Here is a 23,138-nt window from a genome sequence, read left to right as displayed (position 1 = left end):
CGCGTTGCAGCAGAAACCGCGGTCTAGCGGCTGGCGAGCAGGGCCTGGCCGCGCGCGACGGCTGCCTTCACCTGCGCCGGCGCAGTACCGCCCACGTGGTTACGGGCATTCACCGAGCCTTCCAGGGTCAGCACGGCAAACACGTCCTGTTCGATCTGGTCGCTGAACTGGCGCAGTTCTTCCAGGCTCATTTCCGCCAGGTCCTTGCCAGTGTCCACGCCGTACTTAACCGCGTGGCCGACGATTTCGTGGCAGTCGCGGAACGGCAGGCCACGGCGTACCAGGTAGTCCGCCAGGTCAGTCGCAGTAGAGAACCCGCGCAGCGCCGCTTCACGCATGATCGCGTGCTTGGGCTTGATCGCCGGAATCATGTCGGCAAAGGCGCGCAGTGAGTCGCGCAGGGTGTCGGCGGCGTCGAACAGCGGTTCCTTGTCTTCCTGATTGTCCTTGTTGTAGGCCAGGGGTTGGCCTTTCATCAGGGTCAGCAGGCCCATCAAGGCGCCGAACACGCGGCCGCTCTTGCCACGCACCAGCTCGGGTACGTCGGGGTTTTTCTTTTGCGGCATGATCGAGCTGCCGGTGCAGAAACGGTCTGGCAGGTCGATGAACTGGAATTGCGCGCTGGTCCACAGCACCAGCTCTTCGGAGAAGCGCGACAGGTGCATCATCGCGATGCTGGCAGCGGCGCAGAACTCGATAGCGAAGTCACGGTCCGACACGCCATCCAGGGAGTTGCCGCCCACGGCGTCGAAGCCCAGCAACTGCGCGGTGTATTCGCGGTCGATCGGGTAAGTGGTGCCGGCCAGCGCGGCGCTGCCCAATGGCATGCGGTTGGCGCGCTTGCGGCAATCGACCAGGCGCTCGTAATCGCGGCTGAGCATTTCGAACCAGGCCAGCAGGTGGTGGCCGAAGGTCACAGGCTGCGCGGTCTGCAGGTGAGTGAAGCCCGGCATGATGGTGTCGGATTCACGCTCGGCCTGTTCCAGCAGGCCTTTTTGCAGGCGGGTGATTTCGCCCAGTATCAGGTCGATTTCATCACGCAGCCACAGGCGGATATCCGTGGCCACCTGGTCGTTACGGCTACGGCCGGTGTGCAACTTCTTGCCGGTCACACCGATGCGGTCGGTGAGGCGGGCCTCAATGTTCATGTGCACATCTTCCAGGTCGACGCGCCAGTCGAACGTGCCGGCTTCGATCTCGCCACGAATGGTGGTCAGGCCGTCGACGATGCTGTCGCGCTCGGCGTCGGTCAGCACGCCGACCTTGGCCAGCATCGTCGCGTGGGCGATGGAGCCCATGATGTCGTGGCGGTACAGGCGCTGGTCGAAGGTGACGGAGGCGGTGAAGCGGGCGACGAAGGCGTCGACGGGTTCACTGAAGCGGCCGCCCCAGGACTGGTTGGTCTTGTCGGTGCTCATGGATTCGCTCGTGATCTGCTTAGTAAAGAGGCATGGAAGTGTGCCGGCGATAATAACAGGGTTGCCCGTGGACGCGGTGCTGCGGGTTGTCGGCATTTTTATTTGTGCAAAGGATGGCTAAGTGCCTTGCCGCCGAACGCGTCCAGGACGAGACTGGGTACAGGTACTTGTTGAAACGATATTTGACGATTGAGCAATGTCGTCTCAGTGAGCGTCTACAGTTGGACTGATAGTGTGTGAATGCACCAAAGTCGGGTGATGCGGTCAGAGCCCAGACTATCCATTTAAAAAGGGGGGTATTCGGATTGTGTATCAGCAAACCCTACGACGATGCCCGAAGGCAGCAGGTCTTGGGCGCTATTGAACAGGTCCGGGTAAATATGGGTGCCACTCTCAGGGCACTTTTTGCCGCTCGCGCTAGTCTTAGCGTGGATCGCTGTGACGCAAGTCACCGCACCTGTCTACGCTATCCTTGTGCGAGACTCACGCAGGAATCCAGCGCAATATGAATGTCCTGATCGTTGATGACGAACCCCAAGCCCGCGAGCGACTGAGCCGTTTGGTCAGTGATCTCGAGGGTTATGCAGTACTAGAGCCGAGCGCCACCACGGGCGAAGAGGCGTTGACGCTGATCGACAGCCTCAAGCCGGATGTGGTGTTGCTCGATATCCGTATGCCGGGCCTCGATGGCCTGCAAGTGGCCGCCCGGCTGAGCGAGCGAGAGTCGCCACCCGCCTTGGTATTTTGCGCAGCAGGCGATGAGTTTTCTGCGGAGACGCTGGAAGCCAGCGGAGTCAGCTTCCTCACCAAACCGGTGGCTGGCGAAGCGTTGCTCAAGGCGTTGAAAAAGGCTGAGCGCCCAACCCGCGTCCAACTCGCTGCCCTGACTCAGCCTGCTGCCCAGAGTGGTAATGGGCCGCGCAGCCATATCAGCGCCCGTACCCGCAAAGGTATCGAGCTGATCCCCTTGGGCGAGGTGGTCTATTTTATCGCCGATCACAAGTATGTGACCCTGCGCCACCAGGGCGGCGAAGTGCTGCTCGATGAACCGCTCAAGGCGCTTGAGGATGAATTTGGCGACCGCTTCGTGCGTATCCACCGCAATGCGCTGGTGGCTCGCGAGCGGATCGAACGCCTCCAACGCACGCCGCTTGGGCACTTTCAGCTGTTCCTCAAAGGCCTTAATGGCGACGCGCTGATCGTCAGCCGACGGCATGTGGCCGGTGTGCGCAAGATGATGCAGCAGCTTTAGCCCGAGGGCTGTGGCCAGGCCTGTAACCCATATCCCGGTGCGACGCGGCCAGGGAGGCCCCGCACTTGCTGATTCAAATCAAAGCGTATTTGCCTGAGCTGTTATTATCTGCCGTATCTATTCAGTACGGATTGATCCATGTCCTCTCGCGAAATCCGCATCGCCACCCGTAAAAGCGCCTTGGCCTTGTGGCAGGCCGAATACGTCAAAGCTCGCCTGGAACAGGCTCACCCTGGCCTCAAGGTGTCCCTGGTGCCTATGGTCAGTCGCGGCGACAAGCTGCTCGACTCGCCACTGTCGAAGATCGGCGGCAAGGGTTTGTTCGTCAAGGAGCTGGAAACCGCGCTGTTGGAAAACGAAGCCGACATCGCTGTGCATTCGATGAAAGACGTGCCCATGGACTTCCCTGAAGGCCTGGGCCTGTTTTGCATCTGCGAGCGCGAAGACCCGCGTGATGCCTTTGTTTCCAACACCTACGCCTCCTTGGACGCATTGCCTTTGGGCAGTATCGTCGGTACGTCGAGCCTGCGTCGCCAGGCTCAGCTGCTGACTCGCCGGCCGGACTTGCAGATCCGCTTTCTACGCGGCAACGTCAACACTCGCCTGGCCAAGCTGGATGCCGGTGAATATGACGCGATCATCCTCGCAGCGGCCGGCCTGATTCGCCTGGGTTTCGAAGACCGCATCACTTCGGCCATCAGCGTCGAGGACAGCCTGCCAGCCGGAGGGCAGGGCGCCGTTGGCATTGAATGCCGCACCGCCGACAGTGAAATCCACGCCCTGCTCAAACCCCTGGATCACCCTGACACCGAAATACGCGTGACGGCTGAACGAGCCTTGAACAAGCACCTCAACGGTGGCTGCCAGGTGCCGATCGCCTGCTACGCCGTGCTCGAAGGTGAACACTTGTGGTTGCGTGGCCTGGTGGGCGACCCGGAAGGCGGCACACTGCTGACCGCCGAGGCGCGTGGACCACAGCGTGACGCCACGGCCTTGGGTATCCAGGTGGCCGAGGAGCTGTTGGACAAGGGTGCGGGTGCCATCCTGCAAAAGGTCTACGGCGAGGCTGGCGCGCAGTGACCGAATGGCGCGTGCTGCTGACGCGGCCTGCCGAGGAGTCGAGGGCGCTGGCGGCCTCGTTGGCCGACGCCGGTATTTTCAGCAGCAGCCTGCCTTTACTGGATATCGAGCCGCTCCCCGTTACGCCTGAACAGCAAGCCGTCTTCCATGACCTGGGTCGCTACTGTGCGGTGATCGTGGTCAGCAAGCCTGCAGCGCGCCTTGCAGTTGCGCAGCTGGATCGAACATGGCCGCAGTTGCCATGGTTCAGTGTCGGCGCTGCCACCGCGCAGGTATTGGCCGCACAGGGGCTGAATGTTAAGTATCCGCCTACTGGCGACGACAGTGAGGCCTTGCTTCAATTGCCTGCGTTGCGCGAGGCTATCGCCCGCCCGGATGCCCGGGTGTTGATCCTGCGCGGCGAGGGCGGTCGGGAGCTGCTGGCGGAGCGCTTGCGCGAACAAGGTGCTAGTGTCGACTATCTGGAGTTGTATCGCCGTTTCCTACCGGCCTACAAGGCCGGGGCATTGATACAACGCATCCAGTTGGAACGCTTGAACGGCCTGGTGGTCAGCAGTGGGCAGGGTTTTTTACACCTGCAAGCCCTGGCCGGAGCCGATTGGCCCCAGGTGGCCCAGCTGCCGTTGTTCGTGCCAAGCCCCCGTGTCCAAGAGATGGCGCGGGTCGCTGGCGCAGAAAAAGTTGTGGATTGTCGCGGTGCGAGTGCCGCGGCTTTGTTAGTGGCGATACGGAGTTATCCCGTTCCCACTCTCTGAAACGCAAAGGACGGATACGTGAGCGAAACAGCCTTGCCTAAAGATGAAACCCAACCCGCACTTGATGCGCCGGTTGAGTCACCGGTTACCGCGCCGCGTCGCGGCAATGGCCTGGCAATCGTCGCCCTGCTGCTCGGCGTAGCGGGTGTTGCCGCCGGCGGTTGGGGCGTCTGGCAGGTCCGCGCGCTGCAAGCCAGCAGCCAGCAGCAGCTGGGCCAGGTGCAGACCCTCGATGACCGATCCCAGTCCCTCAAGCAAAGCCAGCAACAACTGGCTGCGCGGCTGGCGCAGTTGCCGGGTGCTGATGAGCTGGAGGAGCGCCGTCGCCTGGTGGCCCAGTTGCAGGGTGACCAACAGCGTTTGAGTCAGCGCCTGGAAACCGTGCTGGGGTCCAGTCGTAAAGACTGGCGCCTGGCTGAGGCGGAACACCTGATTCGCCTGGCGAGCCTGCGCCTTTCTGCCCTGCAAGACATCAACAGCGCCCAGGCGTTGGTCCAGGGGGCCGACGAGATTCTTCGCGAGCAAAGCGATCCGGGCGCCTACGCTGCTCGCGAGCAATTGGCCAAGAGCCTTGCCGCGCTGCGCAGCACCGAGCAGCCGGACCGTACCGGGCTGTACCTGCAATTGGCGGCCTTGCGCGACCAGGTCGTGCAACTGGCCGCCATTGCCCCTGAGTATCAACTCACCGAACCTGCTTCCGATGGACGCCCGACTACCGATACGGAAAGCCGCTGGAGCCAGTGGTGGGAGCAGATTTCCCGTTACTTCCGCATTGACTTCAACCCGGATGACAACATCCGTCCGCTGCTGGCTGGGCAAGGCTTGAATCAGGTGCGCCTGGCCCTGAGCCTGGCGCTGGAGCAGGCGCAATGGGCAGCGCTCAACGGTGAGTCGGCGGTCTACAGCCGCTCCCTGGGCGAGGCGCGCAGCGTGTTGCAAGATAATTTCAACCAGGACAACCCGCAAAGCCAGGCGATGCTGGCGCGCATCGCCGAGCTTGAGCCCAAGGCGGTGTCGGTGGTGACGCCGGACCTGGCCGCGAGCCTCGCTGCCGTGCAGGCATACCTTGAGCGTCGTCACTTGTCTGCCGACGAAGCCAAGGCGGCGGCCACGCCGGCGAAGCAGGAGTAGAGCCGATGAAACGTTTCTATGTGATCCTGGTTCTGGCGATTGCAATCGCGCTGGCACTGGCAGTGGGCATTTCGAAACACACCGGCTACGTGCTGATTACTTATCCTCATGTGCTGCATTACGAGTCGAGCCTCTGGGCAACCTTGGTTGCGGTATTTGCCATCGGCCTGGCGATCTACCTGATCCGTGTGTTGTTGAGCCTGGTCACCGCTTCCGGTGGCGTGGTCAACCCCTGGTCGCGGCGTAACCGCAGCCGTCGCGTACAGATTGCAATCGAGCAAGGTCAGATGGACCTCGCCGAGGGCCGCTGGGCCAGCGCTGAGCGCCACTTGCACCGTGCCGCCGAAGCCGAGCGTCAGCCGCTGCTGTATTACCTCGGCGCAGCCCGTGCCGCGAATGAGCAGGGACGTTACGAAGAGTCCGACGGCTTGCTGGAACGCGCCCTGGAGCGTCAGCCCCAGGCCGAGCTGGCGGTTGCCTTGAGCCATGCGCAACTGCAGCTTGACCGCGGTGATACTGACGGCGCACTGACCACTTTGCAGACCATGCATGAACGTCATCCTCATAACGCCCAAGTCCTGCGTCAACTGCAGCGCTTGCATCAGCAGCGGGGCGATTGGTCTTCGGTGATCCGTCTTTTGCCTGAGCTGCGCAAGGATAAAGTGCTGCCCGCCAGTGAACTGGCCGAGCTTGAGCGACGGGCGTGGGGCGAGAACCTGAGCCTCGCGGCCCAGCGTGAAGAGCAGGGCGAGGCCGGTTTGCAGTCCCTTGAGCGGGCCTGGCAGCAACTCACGTCCGCCCAGCGCCAGGAGCCGCAACTGGTCCTGGCTTATGCCGAGCAACTGCGCCAATTGGGCGCCGATGCCAAGGCCGAAGAAGCACTGCGCGGCGCAATCAAGCGTGGCTACGACAGTCATTTGATTCGACTCTACGGCTTGCTGCGCGGCGGTGACCCGGCCAAGCAATTGAAGTTTGCCGAAGGTTGGCTCAAGGACCATCCAGGGGATGCCAGCCTGCTGCTGACGCTGGGCCGCCTGTGCCTGCAAAACAGCCTGTGGGGCAAAGCGCGGGATTATCTGGAAAGCAGCCTTCAGGTGCAGCGCAATCCCGAGGCCTGTGCCGAATTGGCGCGTTTGTTGGCGCAACTGGGTGACACCGACCGCAGCAACCAGTTGTTCCAAGAAGGGCTGGGGCTCCTGGATAACCGTTTGCTGGCGTCCCCGCTGCCTGTCCCAGTTCGGGCCTGATGTAGGAAGGTAGATGAGGGTTGGCTCGGACATGTCTGGCGGCCAACCCCTTTCGACCTTGAAAAACTGTTTGTAGAGCGTTTGTGGGCAGCGTCCGACGCTGAACAATCCAACGTCCTCCATCTTCTGGCGGTAAGTCCTTACCCTCTCGCGGAATCGTCTGCTCTGGCACGTATTGAAAGGGGTCAGGCCTTTCCTCTACCGTAGCGACCTATCTTTCGCTGTGCGGATAAAGCATGTCTTTGGCCCCTTCACGCTCCTTGTTTTTCCTTGCGTTCCTGGCAGGTGCGCTGACATTGGGCGCGTCCTTTTACCTCGAGTTCGGTGTCTCCCTGCGCCCTTGCTTCCTGTGTCAGATGCAAAGGGGGTTCCTGGCGGCTTTCACATTGATCAATCTGGTCGCCGCGATCCATAACCCCAGGCGTCTGGTGAGTTGCCTGTATGGGCTGGCAGGCATGGTCTTCGCGTTGCTCGGCGCCATTACCGCCGTGCGCCAGGTGTTGCTACAAAACGCCGCACCGGACCAGGCGGCTGATTGCTGGCCCAGCCTGCACTACATGATCGAAAACCTGTCGGTTTGGCAGGCCCTGCAATTGACGGTCAAAGGCACCGTCGACTGCATGGATATCAGTTGGACGCTGTTTGACTTGAGCCTGCCGGAGTGGAGCTTGTTGTTCTTCGTCGGGATGTTGATCCTGGGTGCCATACAGTTTTCACCGCTGCTTTCAAGCCATCGTTTGCGCCCGGCGAGACGCTGAAGGCCACTCACAGTTCGTAAGACGGGATTAAACACTTGTATGAACTTTCTCTCCTGCGTACCTTGAAGCCACAGTCATGCGGGCATAATCTGGCCCGCACGTGTCATTGAAACCGTTTGTCAGATGCGGCCTTGTCCCGCTGTTGCTTTATCCTTGAAGTGTTGCGCGGGCACCAGGCGGCAGCGCCCCTATAGGGAAGAGAGATCACCATGCTGGAAAGTTGTCAGAATGCTCAGGAACGCTGGGGTGGGGTGCACAAGCTGATCGACAGCTGGCTGAAGGCACGTCACGAACTGGTTCGGGCCTTTGATGCACTCGGCGCCAAGCCCGAGGCACTGGCGGAGAACCGTGAACCGTTGCAGGATTTCTGCGGTGTGTTGGTGGACTACGTGTCAGCCGGCCATTTCGGCGTCTACGAACAGCTGACCAAGGAGGCGGAAGCCTTCGACGATCAGCGTGGCTTGGAATTGGCTGAGACCATTTACCCACGCATCGATGTCATCACCGAAAAGCTATTGGCCTTCACCGACCTGTGTGATGCCGGAAACTGTGTTGCTGCAAAATTCAAAGAATTGGGCGCACTGTTGCATGAGCGATTCGAGCTGGAAGATTGCTTGATCGAAGTGCTGCACAACGCTCATAAGGAAGAGCCTGCTACCCAGGCTTGACCCTCGACAGCCCTACAAAAAACGGTGCGCATGACGCACCGTTTTTTATGGCCTCAGTGTCGGGTGCCGAGTAACTCGATCTCGAACACCAGGGGGGAATAGGGCGGAATCAATTCGCCGGCACCGTCAGCGCCATAGGCCTGGGCTGATGGGATCACCAGGCGCCATTTCGCACCCACCGGCATCTGTTGCAATGCACTGCTCCAGCCGTTGATCACGCTGTCCAGGCGAAACCACTGGGGTTGCGTGCTTTGGTCGAACACCGTCCCATCGGGTAACCGCCCCACGTACTTCACTTGAACTTGATCGCTGGCCGTTGGCTTGTCGCCAGTGCCGGGGGTGAGCTCGGTGAGCAAGATTCCATCCGCTAATTCGCGCACGCCTTTTACGGCTTTTTCCTTGTTCAGGAATTGGTGTTCGGCCGCGAGTGCTTTTTCGCTTTGCGATGCCTGCGAGTCGGTTTCGGTCTGTGCTTCGTGCTGGGCAAGAATCTGCTCGATGCGTGCGTTGTCCAGTGCCAACGGCTTGCCTTGATACGCTTGCTTTAGACCGTCGATCAACGCCTGCAGCTGCAGGTCGGGAACCTCCTGGCGCAAGCGTTCGCCGAGGCTTGCGCCAAGGCTGTAGGCGAGGTCGTGCTGGTTTGGTTCAGTGGTTTTTGCGGGCGATTGCTCGCTCGCATTGGCCCCTGATATCGCCAAGCCAAGCACAAGGAAAAGATAACGCGACATGGGGATTCTCCCGCCGAAAGTGCGACGGATTATGCCAGTGTGAACGGGTAAAAAGAGCCGTGTATTTTCGTTATATCGATAAGAATTTCCGCACGGTGCAACGCAAGTCAAACGATACTGTCAACATGCCCTAGCGGCGGTAAGAGCAGAGGGCTAGTATGAGCCGCACCCACGTCAGCCAGGAGGTAAACCATGTCGGCCAAACAGAAGCCTGTTAATACCCCGTTGCATTTACTCCAACAACTTTCGGGCAGCTTGCTCGAACATCTGGAAAGCGCCTGTTCCCAAGCGTTGGCCGATGCAGAAAAACTGCTCGCCAAGCTGGAAAAACAACGCGGTAAAGCGCAAGAAAAGCTGCACAAATCCCGCACCAAACTGCAAGACGCCGCGACTGCCGGCAAGGCCAAGGCTCAAGCCAAAGCCAAAGACGCTGTCAAAGAACTTGAGGATCTGCTGGACGCCCTCAAGGATCGCCAAGCTGAAACCCGCGCCTACATTTCCCAACTCAAAAAAGATGCTCAGGAAAGCCTGAAACTGGCCCAGGGCGTTGGTCGTGTGAAAGAAGCTGTGGCTAAAGTGCTGGGCGCTCGTACCCCTGCAAAAGTTGTTGCTGCGAGCTCGGCGAAAAAGCCGGCGAGCAAAGCTGTTGCTGCCAAGGCACCGGTTAAAGCCGCCGCAAAACCTGCTGCCAAAACCGCTGCTGCAAAACCAGCCGCAAAACCTGTTGCCAAAACCGCTGCTGCAAAACCAGCCGCCAAGCCAGCTGCCAAAACCGCTGCTGCGAAACCGGCCGCCAAGCCAGCTGCCAAAACCGCTGCTGCAAAACCGGCCGCCAAGCCAGCTGCAAAAACTGCTGCTGCGAAACCAGCCGCCAAGCCAGTTGCAAAAACTGCTGCTGCAAAACCAGCCGCCAAGCCAGCTGCCAAAACTGCTGCTGCAAAACCAGCCGCCAAGCCAGTTGCTAAAACCGCTGCTGCGAAACCAGCCGCCAAGCCAGCTGCCAAAACCGCTGCTGCAAAACCAGCCGCCAAGCCAGCTGCTAAAACCGCTGCTGCAAAACCGGCTGCCAAGCCAGCTGCCAAACCCGCAGCTGCAAAACCAGCCGCCAAGCCAGCTGCCAAACCTGCAGCTGCAAAACCAGCCGCTAAACCTGCTGCTGCAAAACCCGCTGCAAAGCCAGCCGCTGCCAAGCCAGCTGCCGCAAAACCAGCAGCGGCCAAGCCAGCAACACCTGCTGCTGCCCCGGTAGCATCCACCGCCCCAACTGCACCGGCCAGCAGCACCCCTGCTCCGGTAGCGCCAAGCACCAACCCAACCAGCGCTTCCTAAGTGCTGGTGGCCACGGGGCGCAGCTGATGCAGCGCGCCGTGGTCAAGGTTGGCGGCATCCTCAGCCGCCAGTCCTTCCAGCCACAGTTGCGGGTCCATCGTATCGCCTGCCGGCCACGATTGTGCCAGTGCTTCCAGTCGCGCCAGCAACTGCCGTTCGGCGTCCAGCTCCAGGGCCTTTACCCGCTCGCGCAACCCCGCCAGATCTTCATCCTGCTGCGCCATGCCACGCCATTGTGTGCGTACTCGACGTAACGGTTCGATCACTTGTGTCCGCCACGGCCTGGCAATCTGTCTCAGCGCTTGCAGGCGCTCGGTGGTTACTGCCACAGCGCGCTGCTCCAACCACGCACCACACAGCAACAGGCACACATCTGCGCCTTGCTCCTGCAAACGCAGGCATGCTGCTTCGACACCCGGACGGGCGTAGGTCGTGAGGGCAAAGCTCCACAGGTCAGCGTTCATATTCACACCCAAGCCAGCGGCCAACGAAGCTGGTAGACTCCGCCGCCATTATGATCCGACTTCAAAGCCTAACATTACAGCGTGGCCCGCAACGTCTTCTCGAAGACGCCGAGCTGACCCTGCACGCCGGTCACAAAGCCGGCCTGATCGGTGCCAACGGCGCCGGCAAATCCACGTTGTTCGCCCTGCTGCTGGGTGAGCTGACCCCGGATTCCGGGGACTGCTTGCTGCCCGCCGACTGGCGCATCGCCCATATGCGCCAGGAGATCGACACCCTGGACCGCATCGCGATCGACTACGTGCTCGATGGCGACCTGCGCCTGCGCCAGGTGCAACACGACCTGGCCGAGGCCGAGAAAGCCCAGGACGGCGCCGCCCAGGCTCGCCTGCATTCCGAGTTGGACAGCGCCGACGGCTACACCGCCGACGCCCGCGCCCGCAAGATGCTCGCCGGCCTTGGTTTTACCAACGAACAGATGGACCGCCCGGTCGCCGACTTCTCTGGCGGCTGGCGCATGCGCTTGAACCTTGCACAGGCGCTGATGTGCCCTTCGGACCTGTTGCTGCTCGACGAACCGACCAACCACTTGGACCTCGATGCGATCCTGTGGCTGGAAGACTTCCTCAAGAATTATCAGGGCACCTTGCTGCTGATCTCCCACGACCGGGATTTTCTCGACGCCGTGGTCGACAACATTGCCCACGTCGAACAAAAGAAAATCACGCTCTACCGTGGCGGCTACACCGCGTTCGAACGTGCTCGCGCCGAACGCTTGGCCCAGCAACAACAGGCCTACGAGAAGCAGCAGGCGCAGCGCGCGCACATGGAAAGCTACATCGCCCGCTTCAAGGCCCAGGCCACCAAGGCCCGCCAGGCCCAGAGCCGGATCAAGGCGCTGGAGCGCATGGAGGAACTGTCGGCGGCGCACGTCGATTCGCCGTTCGACTTCGTGTTCCGCGAGTCGGTGAAGATCTCCAGCCCGCTGCTGGATCTTTCCGATGCACGCCTGGGTTATGGCGACAAAACCATCCTGGAAAAAGTGAAGCTGCAGCTCACGCCGGGTGCGCGCATCGGTTTGCTCGGCCCCAACGGTGCGGGTAAATCGACACTGATCAAGAACCTGTCGGGCGAGCTTTCGCCTCTGGCCGGCCGCCTGACCCGTGGCGAGAATACGGTGGTGGGCTACTTCGCCCAGCATCAGCTGGATTCTCTCGATTCCAAGGCTAGCCCGTTGCTGCACCTGCAGCGTCTGGCGCCGACCGAGCGCGAGCAGACGCTGCGCGATTTCCTCGGGGGGTTCGACTTCCGTGGTGCGCGCATCGACGAACCAGTGCTGAACTTCTCCGGCGGCGAAAAAGCCCGCCTGGCCCTGGCATTGATCGCCTGGGACCGTCCGAACCTGTTGCTGCTCGACGAACCGACCAACCACCTGGACCTGGAAATGCGCCTGGCGCTGACCATGGCCCTCCAGGAATTCAGCGGTGCGGTACTGGTGGTGTCTCACGATCGCCACTTGCTCAAGAGCACCACGGACAACTTCCTGCTGGTGGCGGACGGTAAAGTCGAAGAGTTCGACGGTGACCTGGACGACTACGCGCGCTGGCTGACGGATTACCGCCTGCGCAACGCGCCGGTCAGCAATACCCCGGTCAACCCCGACAAGACCGACAAGAAAGCCCAACGTCAGGCTGCCGCTGCGTTACGCCAACAATTGGCGCCGCACAAGCGTGAAGCCGACAAGCTGGAAGCCGAGTTGGGCAAGGTGCACGAGCGCCTGGCCAAGATCGAGACCAGCCTGGGCGACAGCGCCGTCTACGAGGCTGCCCGCAAGGACGAGTTGCGCGACCTGCTGGCTGAACAGGCCAAGCTCAAGGTACGCGAAGGGCAACTGGAGGAAACCTGGATGGAAGCCCTCGAACTGCTCGAAACCCTGCAAGCGGAGCTGGAGGCGCTGTCCTGATGGAAGCGTTGCAACTGCCAATACCGACGCAGTGGGTCGAACCCGTCTGGGTCGGCGTGCAAATCCTGCTGATCCTGCTGGCCGGCTACCTCGCCCAGCGCTTTGTCGCCAAGGGCCTCACTCGCTTGGGTGAGCGCTACCCGTTTCCGCCGCAACTGCTGATGCCGCTGCGCGGGGGCCTGCGCTGGCTGATCATGGGCAGTGCGTTGATTTTTGTGCTGGGCCGCCTGGGTGTGTCTGCCACGGTGTTGTGGACGGCGCTGTCGGGGTTTGTCGCGGTCGCCGCGGTGGCGTTCTTCGCCATGTGGTCGGTACTGTCCAACCTGCTGTGCGCCATTCTGATCTTCACTGTCGGGCCGTTTCGCCTGGGCGATATCGTCGAATTGGTGGATACCGTCGACAAACCGGGGGTGAAGGGTCGTGTCGTGGCGATCAATCTGCTCTACACCACGTTGATCGAAGTGGCAGAGGCGGGTACTGACAGCGCGATGGTGCAAGTGCCCAACAGTCTGTTTTTCCAGCGTTCTGTTCGGCGGTGGCCAGGTACCCACGTGTTTCCGGGCGACCGCTAGCATTCACACCTTGTAAAAATCTATAGCCAGCCTTTGGTCGGCGGAGTTAGCTTAAGGCACAACAGCGAACTCCCTTCCGAGGTGTGCAATGGCACTCGATACGTGGCTGGCCTTTTTCCTGGCCAGTTGGATCATCTCCCTTTCTCCTGGCGCTGGCGCCATCGCCTCGATGTCCAGCGGCCTGCAATACGGTTTCCTGCGTGGTTACTGGAACGCCATCGGCCTGCAACTGGGCCTGGCGATGCAGATTGCCGTCGTTGCTTGCGGCCTGGGTGCCATTCTGGCGACGTCTTCCACCGCCTTCTATGCGATCAAATGGTTTGGCGTGGCGTACCTGGTGTACTTGGCCATCAAGCAATGGCGCGCTTTGCCCATGGACATGACCGATGAAGCGGCCGTGCGCCCGATCGGCAAGCCGATGGCGATGATGTTCCGCGGCTTTCTGGTGAATGCCAGCAACCCCAAGGCCCTGGTGTTCATGCTGGCGGTACTGCCGCAGTTCGTGAACCCGCAGGCGCCGCTGCTGATCCAGTACCTGATCCTGGGGGCGACGATGATCTGCGTCGATATGGTGGTGATGGCGGGTTATACGGGGTTGGCGTCGAAGGTGTTGCGCCTGCTGCGTACGCCTAAGCAACAGAAACGTCTGAACCGTACGTTTGCGGGGTTGTTTGTGGGGGCGGCGGGCTTTCTCGCCAGCCTGCACCGCGCAACGGCATAACTGACGAAACCGGATCAAACATGTGGGCGCTGGCTTGCCGGCGATAGCATCACCTCGGTGTTTCTGAAACACGGGGGTGTCTGCATCGCAGGCGAGCCAGCGCCCACATTTGATTTGTGTTGCGTGCGGTAAACGCCGAGATCATCTCCTGTCGCCTGCCACTCGATGTGATAGTGCCCATCTCTAAAAACGCCAAATCACTTACGCCTTGAGTCAAACCCGTTAAAGCCTAACAATGTGTTACTTCGTATTTCCATTTGAGATTCGTTCATGACTGCCCCCTTCCGTTTTCTCGTCTGGCTACTGTTGCCGGCGTTGATGTCGTGCAGCTTCAACCTGTTGGCCGCGACTGCCGAGGGCGCCCCACAAGCCCTGCATTTGCTGGACTACATTGGCGCTGACTATCCACCGACGGTGGAGGCGGGCAAGGTGATCGATGAATCCGAATACCGCGAACAGCTTGAGTTTCTCGGGGTGCTGCAAGGCCTGGTGGCAGAACTCCCTCAGCGGCCGGAGCGCGCTGCGTTGGTCAAAGGCGTCGATGAACTGTTAGCGGCTGTCACTGCCCGTCAGGACGGTGCGACAGTCGCCCGGCAAGCCCGTCAATTGGGCGCTCAACTGGCCGTGGCTTATGAGGTCAGCCAAGCCCCGGCGATCACCCCTGATCCAACGCGCGGCGAGCCGCTCTACGCCCAGCATTGCTCGGTGTGCCACGGCACGACGGGGGCCGGTGATGGCCCGGCCAGCGTCGGTATGACGCCGCCACCGGCCAATCTGCGTGACCCTGTGCGCCTGGACCGCCTGAGCCTCTATGCGGTCTACAACACCCTCGGTCTGGGCGTTGAAGGCACCGACATGCCGTCCTTCTCCGACCAACTGGACGACCGCCAGCGCTGGGACCTGGCCACGTATATCGCCGGCTTCACCGCAGACCCGGCCGCCGCGAAAAGCGAGCAACCGTTCAACCTTGCGGACCTGGCACGCCAGACCCCCAATGAAGTACTGGCCGCGAGTGGCCCTGCTGCTGCCGCGACGTTCCGCGCCCAGCGTGCGCAACCGCCGCAGGTCAAGCGTGGCCCGGCGCAGTTGCTCGATTACACCGCCACCACCCTGGACAAGAGCCTGGCCGCATTCCGCAACGGCGACCACGAACAAGCCTACGACCTGTCGGTAGCCGCGTACCTGGAAGGCTTTGAGCTGGTGGAAAGCTCGCTGGATAACGTCGACGCCAACGTGCGCAAGGACACCGAAAAGGCGCTGATGGCCTACCGGCAGTCGTTGCAGGACGGTTTGCCGGTGGAGCAGGTGCAGCAACGCCTGGATGTGGCCAAGGGCAAACTCACCGAGTCCGCCGGCTTGCTGGGCAGTGATGGCCTGAGTTGGTCGCTGAGCTACATCTCCGGCTTGCTGATCCTGCTGCGCGAAGGCCTGGAAGCCATTCTGGTGCTGGCGGCGATCCTCGCGTTCCTGCGTAACACCGGCCAGCAGTCGGCGGTGCGCAGCGTCAACGTGGGTTGGGGGCTGGCGCTGTTGGCGGGTCTGGCGACCTGGGCATTGGCCGCGTATGTGATTGACGTGAGTGGCGCCCAGCGCGAGTTGCTTGAAGGCTGCACGGCGCTGTTTGCCAGTGTGATGGTGCTGTGGCTCGGCGTGTGGATGCACGACCGCCGCCACGCCGCCGCCTGGCAGGACTACATCAAGAGCAGCCTGGTAGGCGGCGGCGGGCGTTTCGGCTTCGCGATGCTGGCGTTCTTCTCGGTGTACCGCGAGCTGTTCGAAGTGATCCTGTTCTACGAAACCCTGTGGCTGCAAGCCGGCCCGGCTGGACACAACGCCGTGCTGGCGGGTGGTGCGACGGCGCTGGTGCTGCTGGTGGGCCTGGCGTGGGTGATCCTGCGTGGTTCGGCGAAGTTGCCGCTGGCGCTGTTCTTCGGCATCAACGCGGCGTTGCTGTGCGCGCTGTCGGTAGTATTTGCGGGGCATGGCGTGAAGGCGTTGCAGGAAGCCGGCATCTTCGGTACTCGCCCGGTGGCGTTCTTTGACTTCGACTGGCTGGGCATCCACGCCGATGCATACTCGCTGAGTGCGCAGGCTGTGGCGATCCTGGCGATCGTGGTGTTGTATGGCCGCAGCCGAGTGGCCGAGAAGCGCCGAGTGGCGGCCTGACATGCGGGTGTGGATCGATGCCGATGCCTGCCCTCGTGCAGCCAAGGACCAGGTAGTGAAGTTCGCCCTCAAGCGCCAGTTCGAGGTCGTGCTGGTGGCCGGTCAGAGCCAGATCAAGCCGAGCTTTTCGTGTGTGAAGCTGATCGTAGTGCCCAGCGGCCCGGATGCAGCGGATGACTACCTTGTAGAGCACGCGGTGCCTGGCGAGTTGGTGATCTGCAGCGACGTGCCGCTGGCCGACCGCCTGGTGAAAAAGGGCGTCACCGCCCTCGATCCACGGGGTAAGGAGTTCAGCCCGGCGAACATGAGCGAACGCCTGGCGGTGCGTAACCTGTTCACTGACCTGCGTGAACAGGGCCAAATGGGCGGTGGTCCACCGCCCCATGGCGAGAAGGAAAAGCAGGCCTTTGCCAATGCTCTGGACCGCATTCTCACTAAGTTGATGCGTCCGGCTTGACCTCGGTAGGGGAGCCCGCGCACCACAGTTGAATGATTGGCTGCTCGTCAGTCGTTTTCGTGGGTGAGTTCCAACACCCGGTCCACCAGCTTGTTGATCCCCGAAGCGACCTCACTGATGTTTTTGCCGAGCATATAGGCCGGCGTGCTCACCAGCTTGCGCGCCTTGTCCTCGACGATATCTTCCACCGTGCACTCCTGGTGGGTGGCGCCCATTTTGTCCAGTGCGGCAGCCGTGTCGGCACAGTTGCCGATGGTGCAGGTCACGCCCGGGCCATAGATCTTCGCCGCCAGGGCCGGTGAGATACAGATCAGCCCCACAGGCTTGCCGGCTTCGGCAAAGGCCTCGGCCAGCTCCAACACCTGCGGGTTGACGCTGCAGCCGGCGCCTTCCACGGCGAAGTTCGACAGGTTCTTCGCCGCACCAAACCCGCCGGGCACGATCAGCGCGTCGAAGTCTTCGGCATTGGCTTCGCGGATGTCTTTCACATCACCGCGGGCAATTCGGGCCGACTCCACCAGTACGTTGCGTGACTCGGGCATTTCTTCGCCGGTGAGGTGGTTGATCACGTGCAGTTGCGCGATGTTCGGGGCAAAACATTGGACTTGAGCGCCGCGCTGGTCCAGGCGCAGCAAGGTGATCACGCTTTCTTGGATCTCTGCGCCGTCATACACGCCGCAGCCGGAAAGGATCACTGCAATCTTTTTGCTCATGGGCATTTCTCCTGGGGTCTTGGCGTTAAATGTCTACTAATTTGTCATCTGTTGCCAATGGGATCTCGCGTCGCTGCACCTAATCTTGATGTAACAAAAATAGACCGGACCAGACCATGGACTTCGTGCCTTACGCGGTACCGTTTTTCATCGCCTTGATCGTGGTAGAGCTGCTTGCCGACCGCTGGCGCGGCGAGCGCAACTACCGGGTGGCGGATGCCATCAATAGCCTCAGCACCGGCGTGCTCTCGACCACCACGGGGCTGCTGACCAAGGGCGTGGGGCTGTTGACCTACGCGTTCGCCCTCAAGCACCTCGCCGTGATCGATCTGCCGGCCCAGAGTGTCTGGACCTGGGTGTTCGCCTTCGTGTTCTACGACTTCTGCTACTACTGGCTGCATCGCATGGGCCACGAACGCAACATCCTGTGGGCCGCGCACTCGGTGCATCACCAGAGCGAGGACTACAACCTCAGCACCGCCCTGCGCCAGACCAGCACCGGTTTCCTGCTGAGCTGGGTCTTCTACCTGCCCCTGGCCGTACTCGGCGTGCCATTGGTGGTGTTTATCAGCGTGGCATCGCTCAATTTGCTCTATCAATTCTGGGTACACACCCGGCATGTGCCGAAGCTCGGCTGGTATGAGTGGTTTTTCGTCACGCCGTCCAATCATCGGGCCCACCATGCACAGAACGCTCTCTACATGGATCGCAACTACGGCGGGGTGTTCATTTTTTGGGACCGGCTGTTCGGCACCTTCCAGGAAGAAGACGACAACGAACCGGTGATCTTCGGCGTGACCACGCCCTTGGCCAGCTGGAATCCACTGTGGGCCAACCTGCAGTTTTATGCGCAGTTGTGGAGTGATGCGCGGCGTACCGAGCGTGGGTGGGACAAGTTGCGTATCTGGTTCATGCGCACTGGCTGGCGCCCGGCGGACGTGAAGGCCAAGTACCCGTTGGCCAAGCATGACCTGGCGCAGTTCCGTAAATTCGAGGTGCCGCTGGATGGACGTCAGCAGATCTATATCGCCCTGCAATTTGCGGCGTATGTGGGCTTTGGCAGCTATTTGATGAACGTCGGCGAAGGGCTGCCCACGGCTGCGCTGGTCCTGGGCTGGAGTGCCATGGCGCTGGGGTTGTTTACCTTGGGCGTGGCCCTGGAGAATCGCCCATGGGCGCTGAAGGCCGAGCTTTTACGGCTGGTGCTGAATGTGCCGCTGGTCTGGCTGGCGCCGCTGGTCGGGCTATGGCCAGCCAGCCACCTGGGCTGGCTGGGCCTGCTGAGCTACAGCCTGCTCAGCGTGATTGGCCTCTACTGCTGCAGAAGCCGGTTTACTCGACTGGTGTCTTAGGCGTTTCGACTGGGACCGGCTCGGCGGCGAGCCGGGCCTTGGCACAGGCCTCGCGGGCAATGCGCGCATTCTTGATACGGCGGCGCAGCCACAGGCCGAAGCCCAGTAGCAGCAACGCGCCCAATACCCACAGCTCGTATTTCTTGATGCTGCCCAGCATGCCTTCCAGCACTGCCCCGAAGTGATAGGCCGCAGCGCCTAAGGCCAAAGCCCAGATCGCGGCGCCAATACCGTTGAGGATCAGGTAGCGCAATGGCGGATAGCCAGAAAGGCCGATCGCCACCGGCATGACCGTGCGCAATCCGTAGACGAAGCGGAAGCTCAACACCCAGATATCCGGGTGCCGGCGGATGTGCTCCAGAGCCTTGTCACCCATCAATTGCCAGCGCGGCTTGCGCGCCAACAGCTTACGGCCGTGCTTGCGGCCCATGTAATACCAAAGCTGATCGCCGGCGTAGCTGCCGAAAAAGGCAACCACCACCACCAGGTTGATATCCATGTAGCCACGGAACGCCAGGAAGCCCGCGAGAACCAGAATGGTCTCGCCTTCAAAGAAGGTGCCCAGGAAGAGCGCAAAGTAGCCGAAGTCATGCAGAAATTGTTGAAGCATGGTCTGGGGTGCTGGCGAAATGAACGCGCAGCCTACGCCTTCACGAAGATTCATGAAAGTATCGAGATGTGTCACGAAGTGAACAATTCCTACAGAAGTGACGAATGCGACTTCAGGTCGCATCCTTAAGCACAACTGTCATACCTTCGTCATAATGGCCGCTTATAACTGCAACGCTCGCCCGTAAACCCGGGCTCAGGAGTCTGTCGTGAGCTTTACCCCTGCCAATCGCCTGTTCCCCGCCACCCGTCTGCGTCGCAATCGTCGTGATGATTTCTCTCGCCGCCTGGTGCGGGAAAACGTACTGACGAGCAACGATCTGATCCTGCCGGTCTTTGTACTGGACGGAGAAAATCGTCGGGAAGCGGTGGCATCGATGCCCGGTGTGGAGCGTTTGACCATTGATCTGCTGCTTGAAGAGGCCGCCGGTTGGGTCGAGCTGGGAATTCCTGCATTGGCGCTGTTCCCGGTCACGCCTTCTGAACTCAAGTCCCTGGATGCTGCCGAAGCCTGGAACCCGGAAGGGATCGCCCAGCGTGCCACCCGCGCCTTGCGCGAGCGTTTCCCGGAGCTTGGGGTGATCACTGACGTGGCGCTGGACCCGTTCACCACCCACGGTCAGGATGGCATTCTTGACGAAGACGGCTATGTTCAGAACGACATCACCGTCGATGCACTGGTCAAGCAGGCCTTGTCCCACGCAGCGGCAGGTGCCCAGGTGGTTGCGCCGTCGGACATGATGGACGGTCGCATCCAGGCGATTCGCGAAGCCCTGGAGCTGGCGGGTCACGTCAATGTGCGGATCATGGCCTACTCGGCCAAGTACGCCAGCGCCTATTACGGCCCGTTCCGCGACGCGGTGGGTTCGGCGCTGAACCTGGGCAAGGCCAACAAGGCTTCGTACCAGATGGACCCGGCCAACAGCCATGAAGCCCTGCACGAAGTAGCGGCCGACCTGGCCGAAGGCGCTGACATGGTGATGGTCAAGCCGGGGATGCCGTACCTGGACATCCTTTATCGGGTCAAAGAAGAATTCAAGGTGCCGACGTTTGTCTATCAGGTCAGCGGCGAGTACGCGATGCACATGGCTGCAATACAGAATGGATGGCTGAGTGAAGGGGTGATCCTTGAATCCCTGACAGCCTTTAAACGCGCCGGGGCTGATGGCATTCTGACCTACTTCGCCGCCCGCGCCGCCCAATTGCTTAGAGAGCAACAATAGCCCTCACAGGAACATTCGATGAATACCGAAGGACTCTCAGAAGTTGCCGTAAAAGACGCTCACCCGGTGGTTGAACAAGTCACCGAGACCCCGCCGGAGCATGAGCCCGCCGCGCCTGCCGTGGTGGCCGAACCGCCCGTGCCGGCCCCGGTGGTCGCCGTGACCAACCTGGATGACAGCAGCCTGTACATCCACCGTGAGCTGTCACAACTGCAATTCAACATCCGCGTGCTGGAGCAGGCGCTGGACGAGTCCTATCCGCTGCTGGAGCGGCTCAAATTCCTGCTGATCTTCTCCAGCAACCTGGATGAATTCTTCGAAATCCGTGTCGCCGGCCTCAAGAAGCAGATCACCTTCGCCCGCGAGCAAGCCGGCGCCGACGGCCTGCAGCCGCATCAGGCCCTGGCACGTATCAGCGAGTTGGTGCACGGTCATGTGGACCGCCAATATGCGATCCTCAACGATATCCTATTGCCGGAACTGGAAAAACATCAGGTCCGCTTCATCCGTCGTCGTCACTGGACCACCAAGATCAAGACCTGGGTGCGCCGTTACTTCCGTGACGAGATCTCGCCGATCATCACCCCGATCGGCCTCGACCCGACGCACCCGTTCCCATTGCTGGTGAACAAGAGCCTCAACTTCATCGTCGAGCTGGAAGGTATCGACGCCTTCGGTCGCGATTCTGGCCTTGCCATCATCCCGGCCCCTCGCCTGTTGCCACGCATCATCAAGGTACCGGAAGAGGTGGGGGGGGCTGGCGATAACTATGTATTCCTCTCGTCGATGATCCATGCCCACGCCGATGACCTGTTCCAGGGCATGAAGGTCAAGGGCTGCTACCAGTTCCGCCTGACCCGTAACGCCGACCTGGCACTGGACTCCGAAGATGTCGAAGACTTGGCCCGTGCCCTGCGCGGCGAGTTGTTCTCGCGGCGCTACGGTGATGCGGTGCGGCTTGAAGTAGCGGATACCTGCCCGAAACACCTGTCGGACTACCTGCTCAAACAGTTCAACCTGGCCGAATCCGAGCTGTACCAGGTCAATGGTCCGGTCAACCTGACGCGCCTGTTCAGCATCACTGGCCTGGACAGCCACCCGGAGCTGCAATACACGCCGTTCACCCCGCAGATCCCGAAACTGCTGCAGAACAGCGAGAACATTTTCAGTGTGGTGAGCAAGCAGGACATCCTGTTGCTGCACCCGTTCGAGTCCTTCACACCGGTGGTCGACCTGCTGCGCCAGGCCGCCAAGGACCCGCATGTCCTGGCCGTACGCCAGACCCTGTACCGCTCCGGCGCCAACTCGGAAATCGTCGATGCCCTGGTCGACGCCGCGCGTAACGGCAAGGAAGTCACGGCGGTGATTGAGCTGCGTGCGCGCTTCGATGAGGAATCCAACCTGCAGCTGGCCAGTCGTCTGCAAGCGGCGGGTGCGGTGGTGATCTACGGCGTGGTGGGTTTCAAGACCCACGCCAAGATGATGCTGATCCTGCGCCGTGAGGCCGGTGAGATCGTGCGCTACGCCCACTTGGGCACCGGTAACTACCACGCCGGCAACGCCAAGCTCTACACCGACTACAGCCTGCTGACCTCCGACGATGCCTTGTGCGAAGACGTCGGCAAACTGTTCAGCCAGTTGATCGGCATGGGCAAGACCTTGCGCATGAAGAAGCTGCTGCACGCGCCGTTCACCCTCAAGAAGGGCATGCTCGACATGATTGCCCGCGAGACCCAGTTCGCCCTCGACGGCAAGCCGGCGCACATTATCGCCAAGTTCAACTCGCTGACGGATCCGAAGATCATCCGCGCGCTGTACAAGGCCAGCCAGTCCGGCGTGCGCATCGACCTGGTGGTGCGTGGCATGTGTTGCCTGCGCCCTGGCATTGTCGGGGTGTCGCACAACATTCATGTGCGCTCGATCATCGGCCGCTTCCTGGAGCACACGCGGGTGTTCTACTTCCTCAACGGCGGTGAAGAGCAGATGTTCCTCTCCAGTGCCGATTGGATGGAGCGCAACCTCGATAAGCGTGTCGAGACGTGCTTCCCGGTGGAAGGCAAGAAGCTGATCATGCGGGTCAAGAAAGAGCTGGAAAGCTACCTCACCGACAACACCCACAGCTGGAGCCTGCAGTCGGACGGCCGCTATGTGCGCAACACGCCGACCGGCAACCAGAACCCGCGCAGTGCGCAGGCGACGTTGTTGGAGAAGTTGGGTAGCCCGATTCTCACCGTGAATTAAAACCCAACGCGGTCAAAAAAATGTGGGAGGGGGTTTGCTCCCACATTGGTTTTCGATGTGTTTCGGTTAAGGCATTAGCAATAAATCTTTGTTATTACATCGCCAGGACTCACGCGCCCCCATCGGTAGCCACCTTTGCAAACGGCAGGATTAGGGGCATTTTTCTCTGCAGGGGACCCGGCTCCTGTTCGCTCGGTGGGTTTTTCTTTGCGTTCGAATAACTCTTCCAAAAGCCTCCAATTATTTGGATATGAACCTCCTAGGTAATAAGTTCCGTTTACCCAAGTTCC

At 61.0% G+C, this 23,138-nt stretch carries 21 protein-coding genes; 16 read left to right on the top strand and 5 right to left on the bottom strand.

Features of this window, described 5'->3' with window-relative positions; all coding sequences use genetic code 11:
- Window positions 1–23: 23 nt before the first annotated feature.
- Window positions 24–1,418: an argininosuccinate lyase gene (argH, locus tag PF1751_RS26975; RefSeq protein WP_021492610.1), complete on the bottom strand. Its 1,395-nt coding sequence runs from the start codon at window positions 1,416–1,418 to the stop codon at window positions 24–26.
- A 505-nt stretch (window positions 1,419–1,923) separates the two neighbouring features.
- Between argH and PF1751_RS26970 the strand changes: the two genes are divergently transcribed.
- From PF1751_RS26970 to PF1751_RS26940, 7 genes are all read left to right on the top strand, one after another.
- Window positions 1,924–2,670: a LytR/AlgR family response regulator transcription factor gene (locus PF1751_RS26970; protein WP_010207438.1), complete on the top strand. Its 747-nt coding sequence runs from the start codon at window positions 1,924–1,926 to the stop codon at window positions 2,668–2,670.
- A gap of 138 nt (window positions 2,671–2,808) precedes the next feature.
- Window positions 2,809–3,750, top strand: coding sequence for a hydroxymethylbilane synthase (hemC, locus tag PF1751_RS26965; RefSeq protein WP_010207437.1), 942 nt, complete (start codon window positions 2,809–2,811; stop codon window positions 3,748–3,750).
- Complete coding sequence (locus PF1751_RS29605; RefSeq protein WP_010207436.1) at window positions 3,747–4,505, top strand: uroporphyrinogen-III synthase; 759 nt, start codon at window positions 3,747–3,749, stop codon at window positions 4,503–4,505. The genes hemC and PF1751_RS29605 overlap by 4 nt, the downstream gene beginning before the upstream one ends.
- 18 nt (window positions 4,506–4,523) lie before the next feature.
- Window positions 4,524–5,636, top strand: coding sequence for a uroporphyrinogen-III C-methyltransferase (locus tag PF1751_RS29600; protein WP_044288053.1), 1,113 nt, complete (start codon window positions 4,524–4,526; stop codon window positions 5,634–5,636).
- A 5-nt stretch (window positions 5,637–5,641) separates the two neighbouring features.
- Window positions 5,642–6,883: a heme biosynthesis protein HemY gene (locus PF1751_RS26950; RefSeq protein ID WP_021492612.1), complete on the top strand. Its 1,242-nt coding sequence runs from the start codon at window positions 5,642–5,644 to the stop codon at window positions 6,881–6,883.
- A 236-nt stretch (window positions 6,884–7,119) separates the two neighbouring features.
- Window positions 7,120–7,641 (top strand): disulfide bond formation protein B, encoded by a 522-nt coding sequence (locus PF1751_RS26945; protein ID WP_010207433.1) that lies wholly within the window; start codon window positions 7,120–7,122, stop codon window positions 7,639–7,641.
- A 209-nt stretch (window positions 7,642–7,850) separates the two neighbouring features.
- Complete coding sequence (locus PF1751_RS26940) at window positions 7,851–8,309, top strand: Rsd/AlgQ family anti-sigma factor (RefSeq protein WP_010207432.1); 459 nt, start codon at window positions 7,851–7,853, stop codon at window positions 8,307–8,309.
- 53 nt (window positions 8,310–8,362) lie between these two features.
- Here PF1751_RS26940 and PF1751_RS26935 read toward each other — a convergent pair whose 3' ends face one another.
- The gene (locus PF1751_RS26935) at window positions 8,363–9,040 is read right to left on the bottom strand and encodes an FKBP-type peptidyl-prolyl cis-trans isomerase (protein WP_010207431.1); all 678 of its coding nucleotides are present in this window, start codon (window positions 9,038–9,040) and stop codon (window positions 8,363–8,365) included.
- A 192-nt stretch (window positions 9,041–9,232) separates the two neighbouring features.
- Here PF1751_RS26935 and PF1751_RS28700 point away from each other — a divergent pair, with 192 nt between their 5' ends.
- Window positions 9,233–10,369, top strand: coding sequence for an AlgP family protein (locus PF1751_RS28700; protein WP_080923234.1), 1,137 nt, complete (start codon window positions 9,233–9,235; stop codon window positions 10,367–10,369).
- Here PF1751_RS28700 and PF1751_RS26920 read toward each other — a convergent pair.
- Window positions 10,366–10,833 carry a TIGR02444 family protein gene (locus tag PF1751_RS26920; protein WP_044288051.1) on the bottom strand — a complete coding sequence of 156 codons (468 nt, stop codon included), beginning with the start codon at window positions 10,831–10,833 and terminating at the stop codon, window positions 10,366–10,368. The genes PF1751_RS28700 and PF1751_RS26920 overlap by 4 nt on opposite strands.
- A gap of 50 nt (window positions 10,834–10,883) precedes the next feature.
- Here PF1751_RS26920 and PF1751_RS26915 point away from each other — a divergent pair, with 50 nt between their 5' ends.
- From PF1751_RS26915 to PF1751_RS26895, 5 genes are all read left to right on the top strand, one after another.
- A complete protein-coding gene (locus PF1751_RS26915) occupies window positions 10,884–12,794 on the top strand; it encodes an ATP-binding cassette domain-containing protein (RefSeq protein WP_010207427.1) in 1,911 nt (636 codons plus the stop codon).
- Entirely contained in the window at window positions 12,794–13,366 is a 573-nt protein-coding gene (locus tag PF1751_RS26910; protein ID WP_010207425.1) for a mechanosensitive ion channel family protein, read from the top strand. Before PF1751_RS26915 ends, PF1751_RS26910 begins: the two co-directional genes overlap by 1 nt.
- Before the next feature lie 88 nt (window positions 13,367–13,454).
- Entirely contained in the window at window positions 13,455–14,087 is a 633-nt protein-coding gene (locus PF1751_RS26905; protein ID WP_010207423.1) for a LysE family transporter, read from the top strand.
- A 270-nt stretch (window positions 14,088–14,357) separates the two neighbouring features.
- Window positions 14,358–16,253 carry an FTR1 family protein gene (locus PF1751_RS26900; protein ID WP_010207422.1) on the top strand — a complete coding sequence of 632 codons (1,896 nt, stop codon included), beginning with the start codon at window positions 14,358–14,360 and terminating at the stop codon, window positions 16,251–16,253.
- 1 nt (window position 16,254) lies between these two features.
- Window positions 16,255–16,710, top strand: a complete 456-nt coding sequence (locus PF1751_RS26895) for a YaiI/YqxD family protein (RefSeq protein ID WP_010207421.1) — start codon at window positions 16,255–16,257, stop codon at window positions 16,708–16,710.
- Window positions 16,711–16,757: 47 nt separating this feature from the next.
- On the opposite strand, the gene elbB is transcribed toward PF1751_RS26895, so the two are convergent.
- On the bottom strand, window positions 16,758–17,423 hold the full coding sequence (gene elbB, locus PF1751_RS26890; RefSeq protein WP_010207420.1) for an isoprenoid biosynthesis glyoxalase ElbB: 666 nt from the start codon (window positions 17,421–17,423) through the stop codon (window positions 16,758–16,760).
- Between the two features lie 116 nt (window positions 17,424–17,539).
- Here elbB and PF1751_RS26885 point away from each other — a divergent pair, with 116 nt between their 5' ends.
- The gene (locus PF1751_RS26885) at window positions 17,540–18,775 is read left to right on the top strand and encodes a sterol desaturase family protein (protein WP_044288050.1); all 1,236 of its coding nucleotides are present in this window, start codon (window positions 17,540–17,542) and stop codon (window positions 18,773–18,775) included.
- Here the strand turns inward: PF1751_RS26885 and PF1751_RS26880 are convergent.
- A complete protein-coding gene (locus PF1751_RS26880) occupies window positions 18,756–19,385 on the bottom strand; it encodes a DedA family protein (RefSeq protein ID WP_010207418.1) in 630 nt (209 codons plus the stop codon). The genes PF1751_RS26885 and PF1751_RS26880 overlap by 20 nt on opposite strands.
- Window positions 19,386–19,593: 208 nt before the next feature.
- Here PF1751_RS26880 and hemB point away from each other — a divergent pair, with 208 nt between their 5' ends.
- The gene (gene hemB, locus PF1751_RS26875) at window positions 19,594–20,607 is read left to right on the top strand and encodes a porphobilinogen synthase (RefSeq protein WP_010207417.1); all 1,014 of its coding nucleotides are present in this window, start codon (window positions 19,594–19,596) and stop codon (window positions 20,605–20,607) included.
- An 18-nt stretch (window positions 20,608–20,625) separates the two neighbouring features.
- A complete protein-coding gene (ppk1, locus tag PF1751_RS26870; protein ID WP_010207416.1) occupies window positions 20,626–22,848 on the top strand; it encodes a polyphosphate kinase 1 in 2,223 nt (740 codons plus the stop codon).
- Window positions 22,849–23,138: the final 290 nt, after the last annotated feature.

The sequence above is a fragment of the Pseudomonas simiae genome (genome assembly GCF_000934565.1).
Classification (GTDB): domain Bacteria; phylum Pseudomonadota; class Gammaproteobacteria; order Pseudomonadales; family Pseudomonadaceae; genus Aquipseudomonas; species Aquipseudomonas simiae.
This window is presented reverse-complemented; position numbering and strand designations above follow the sequence as displayed.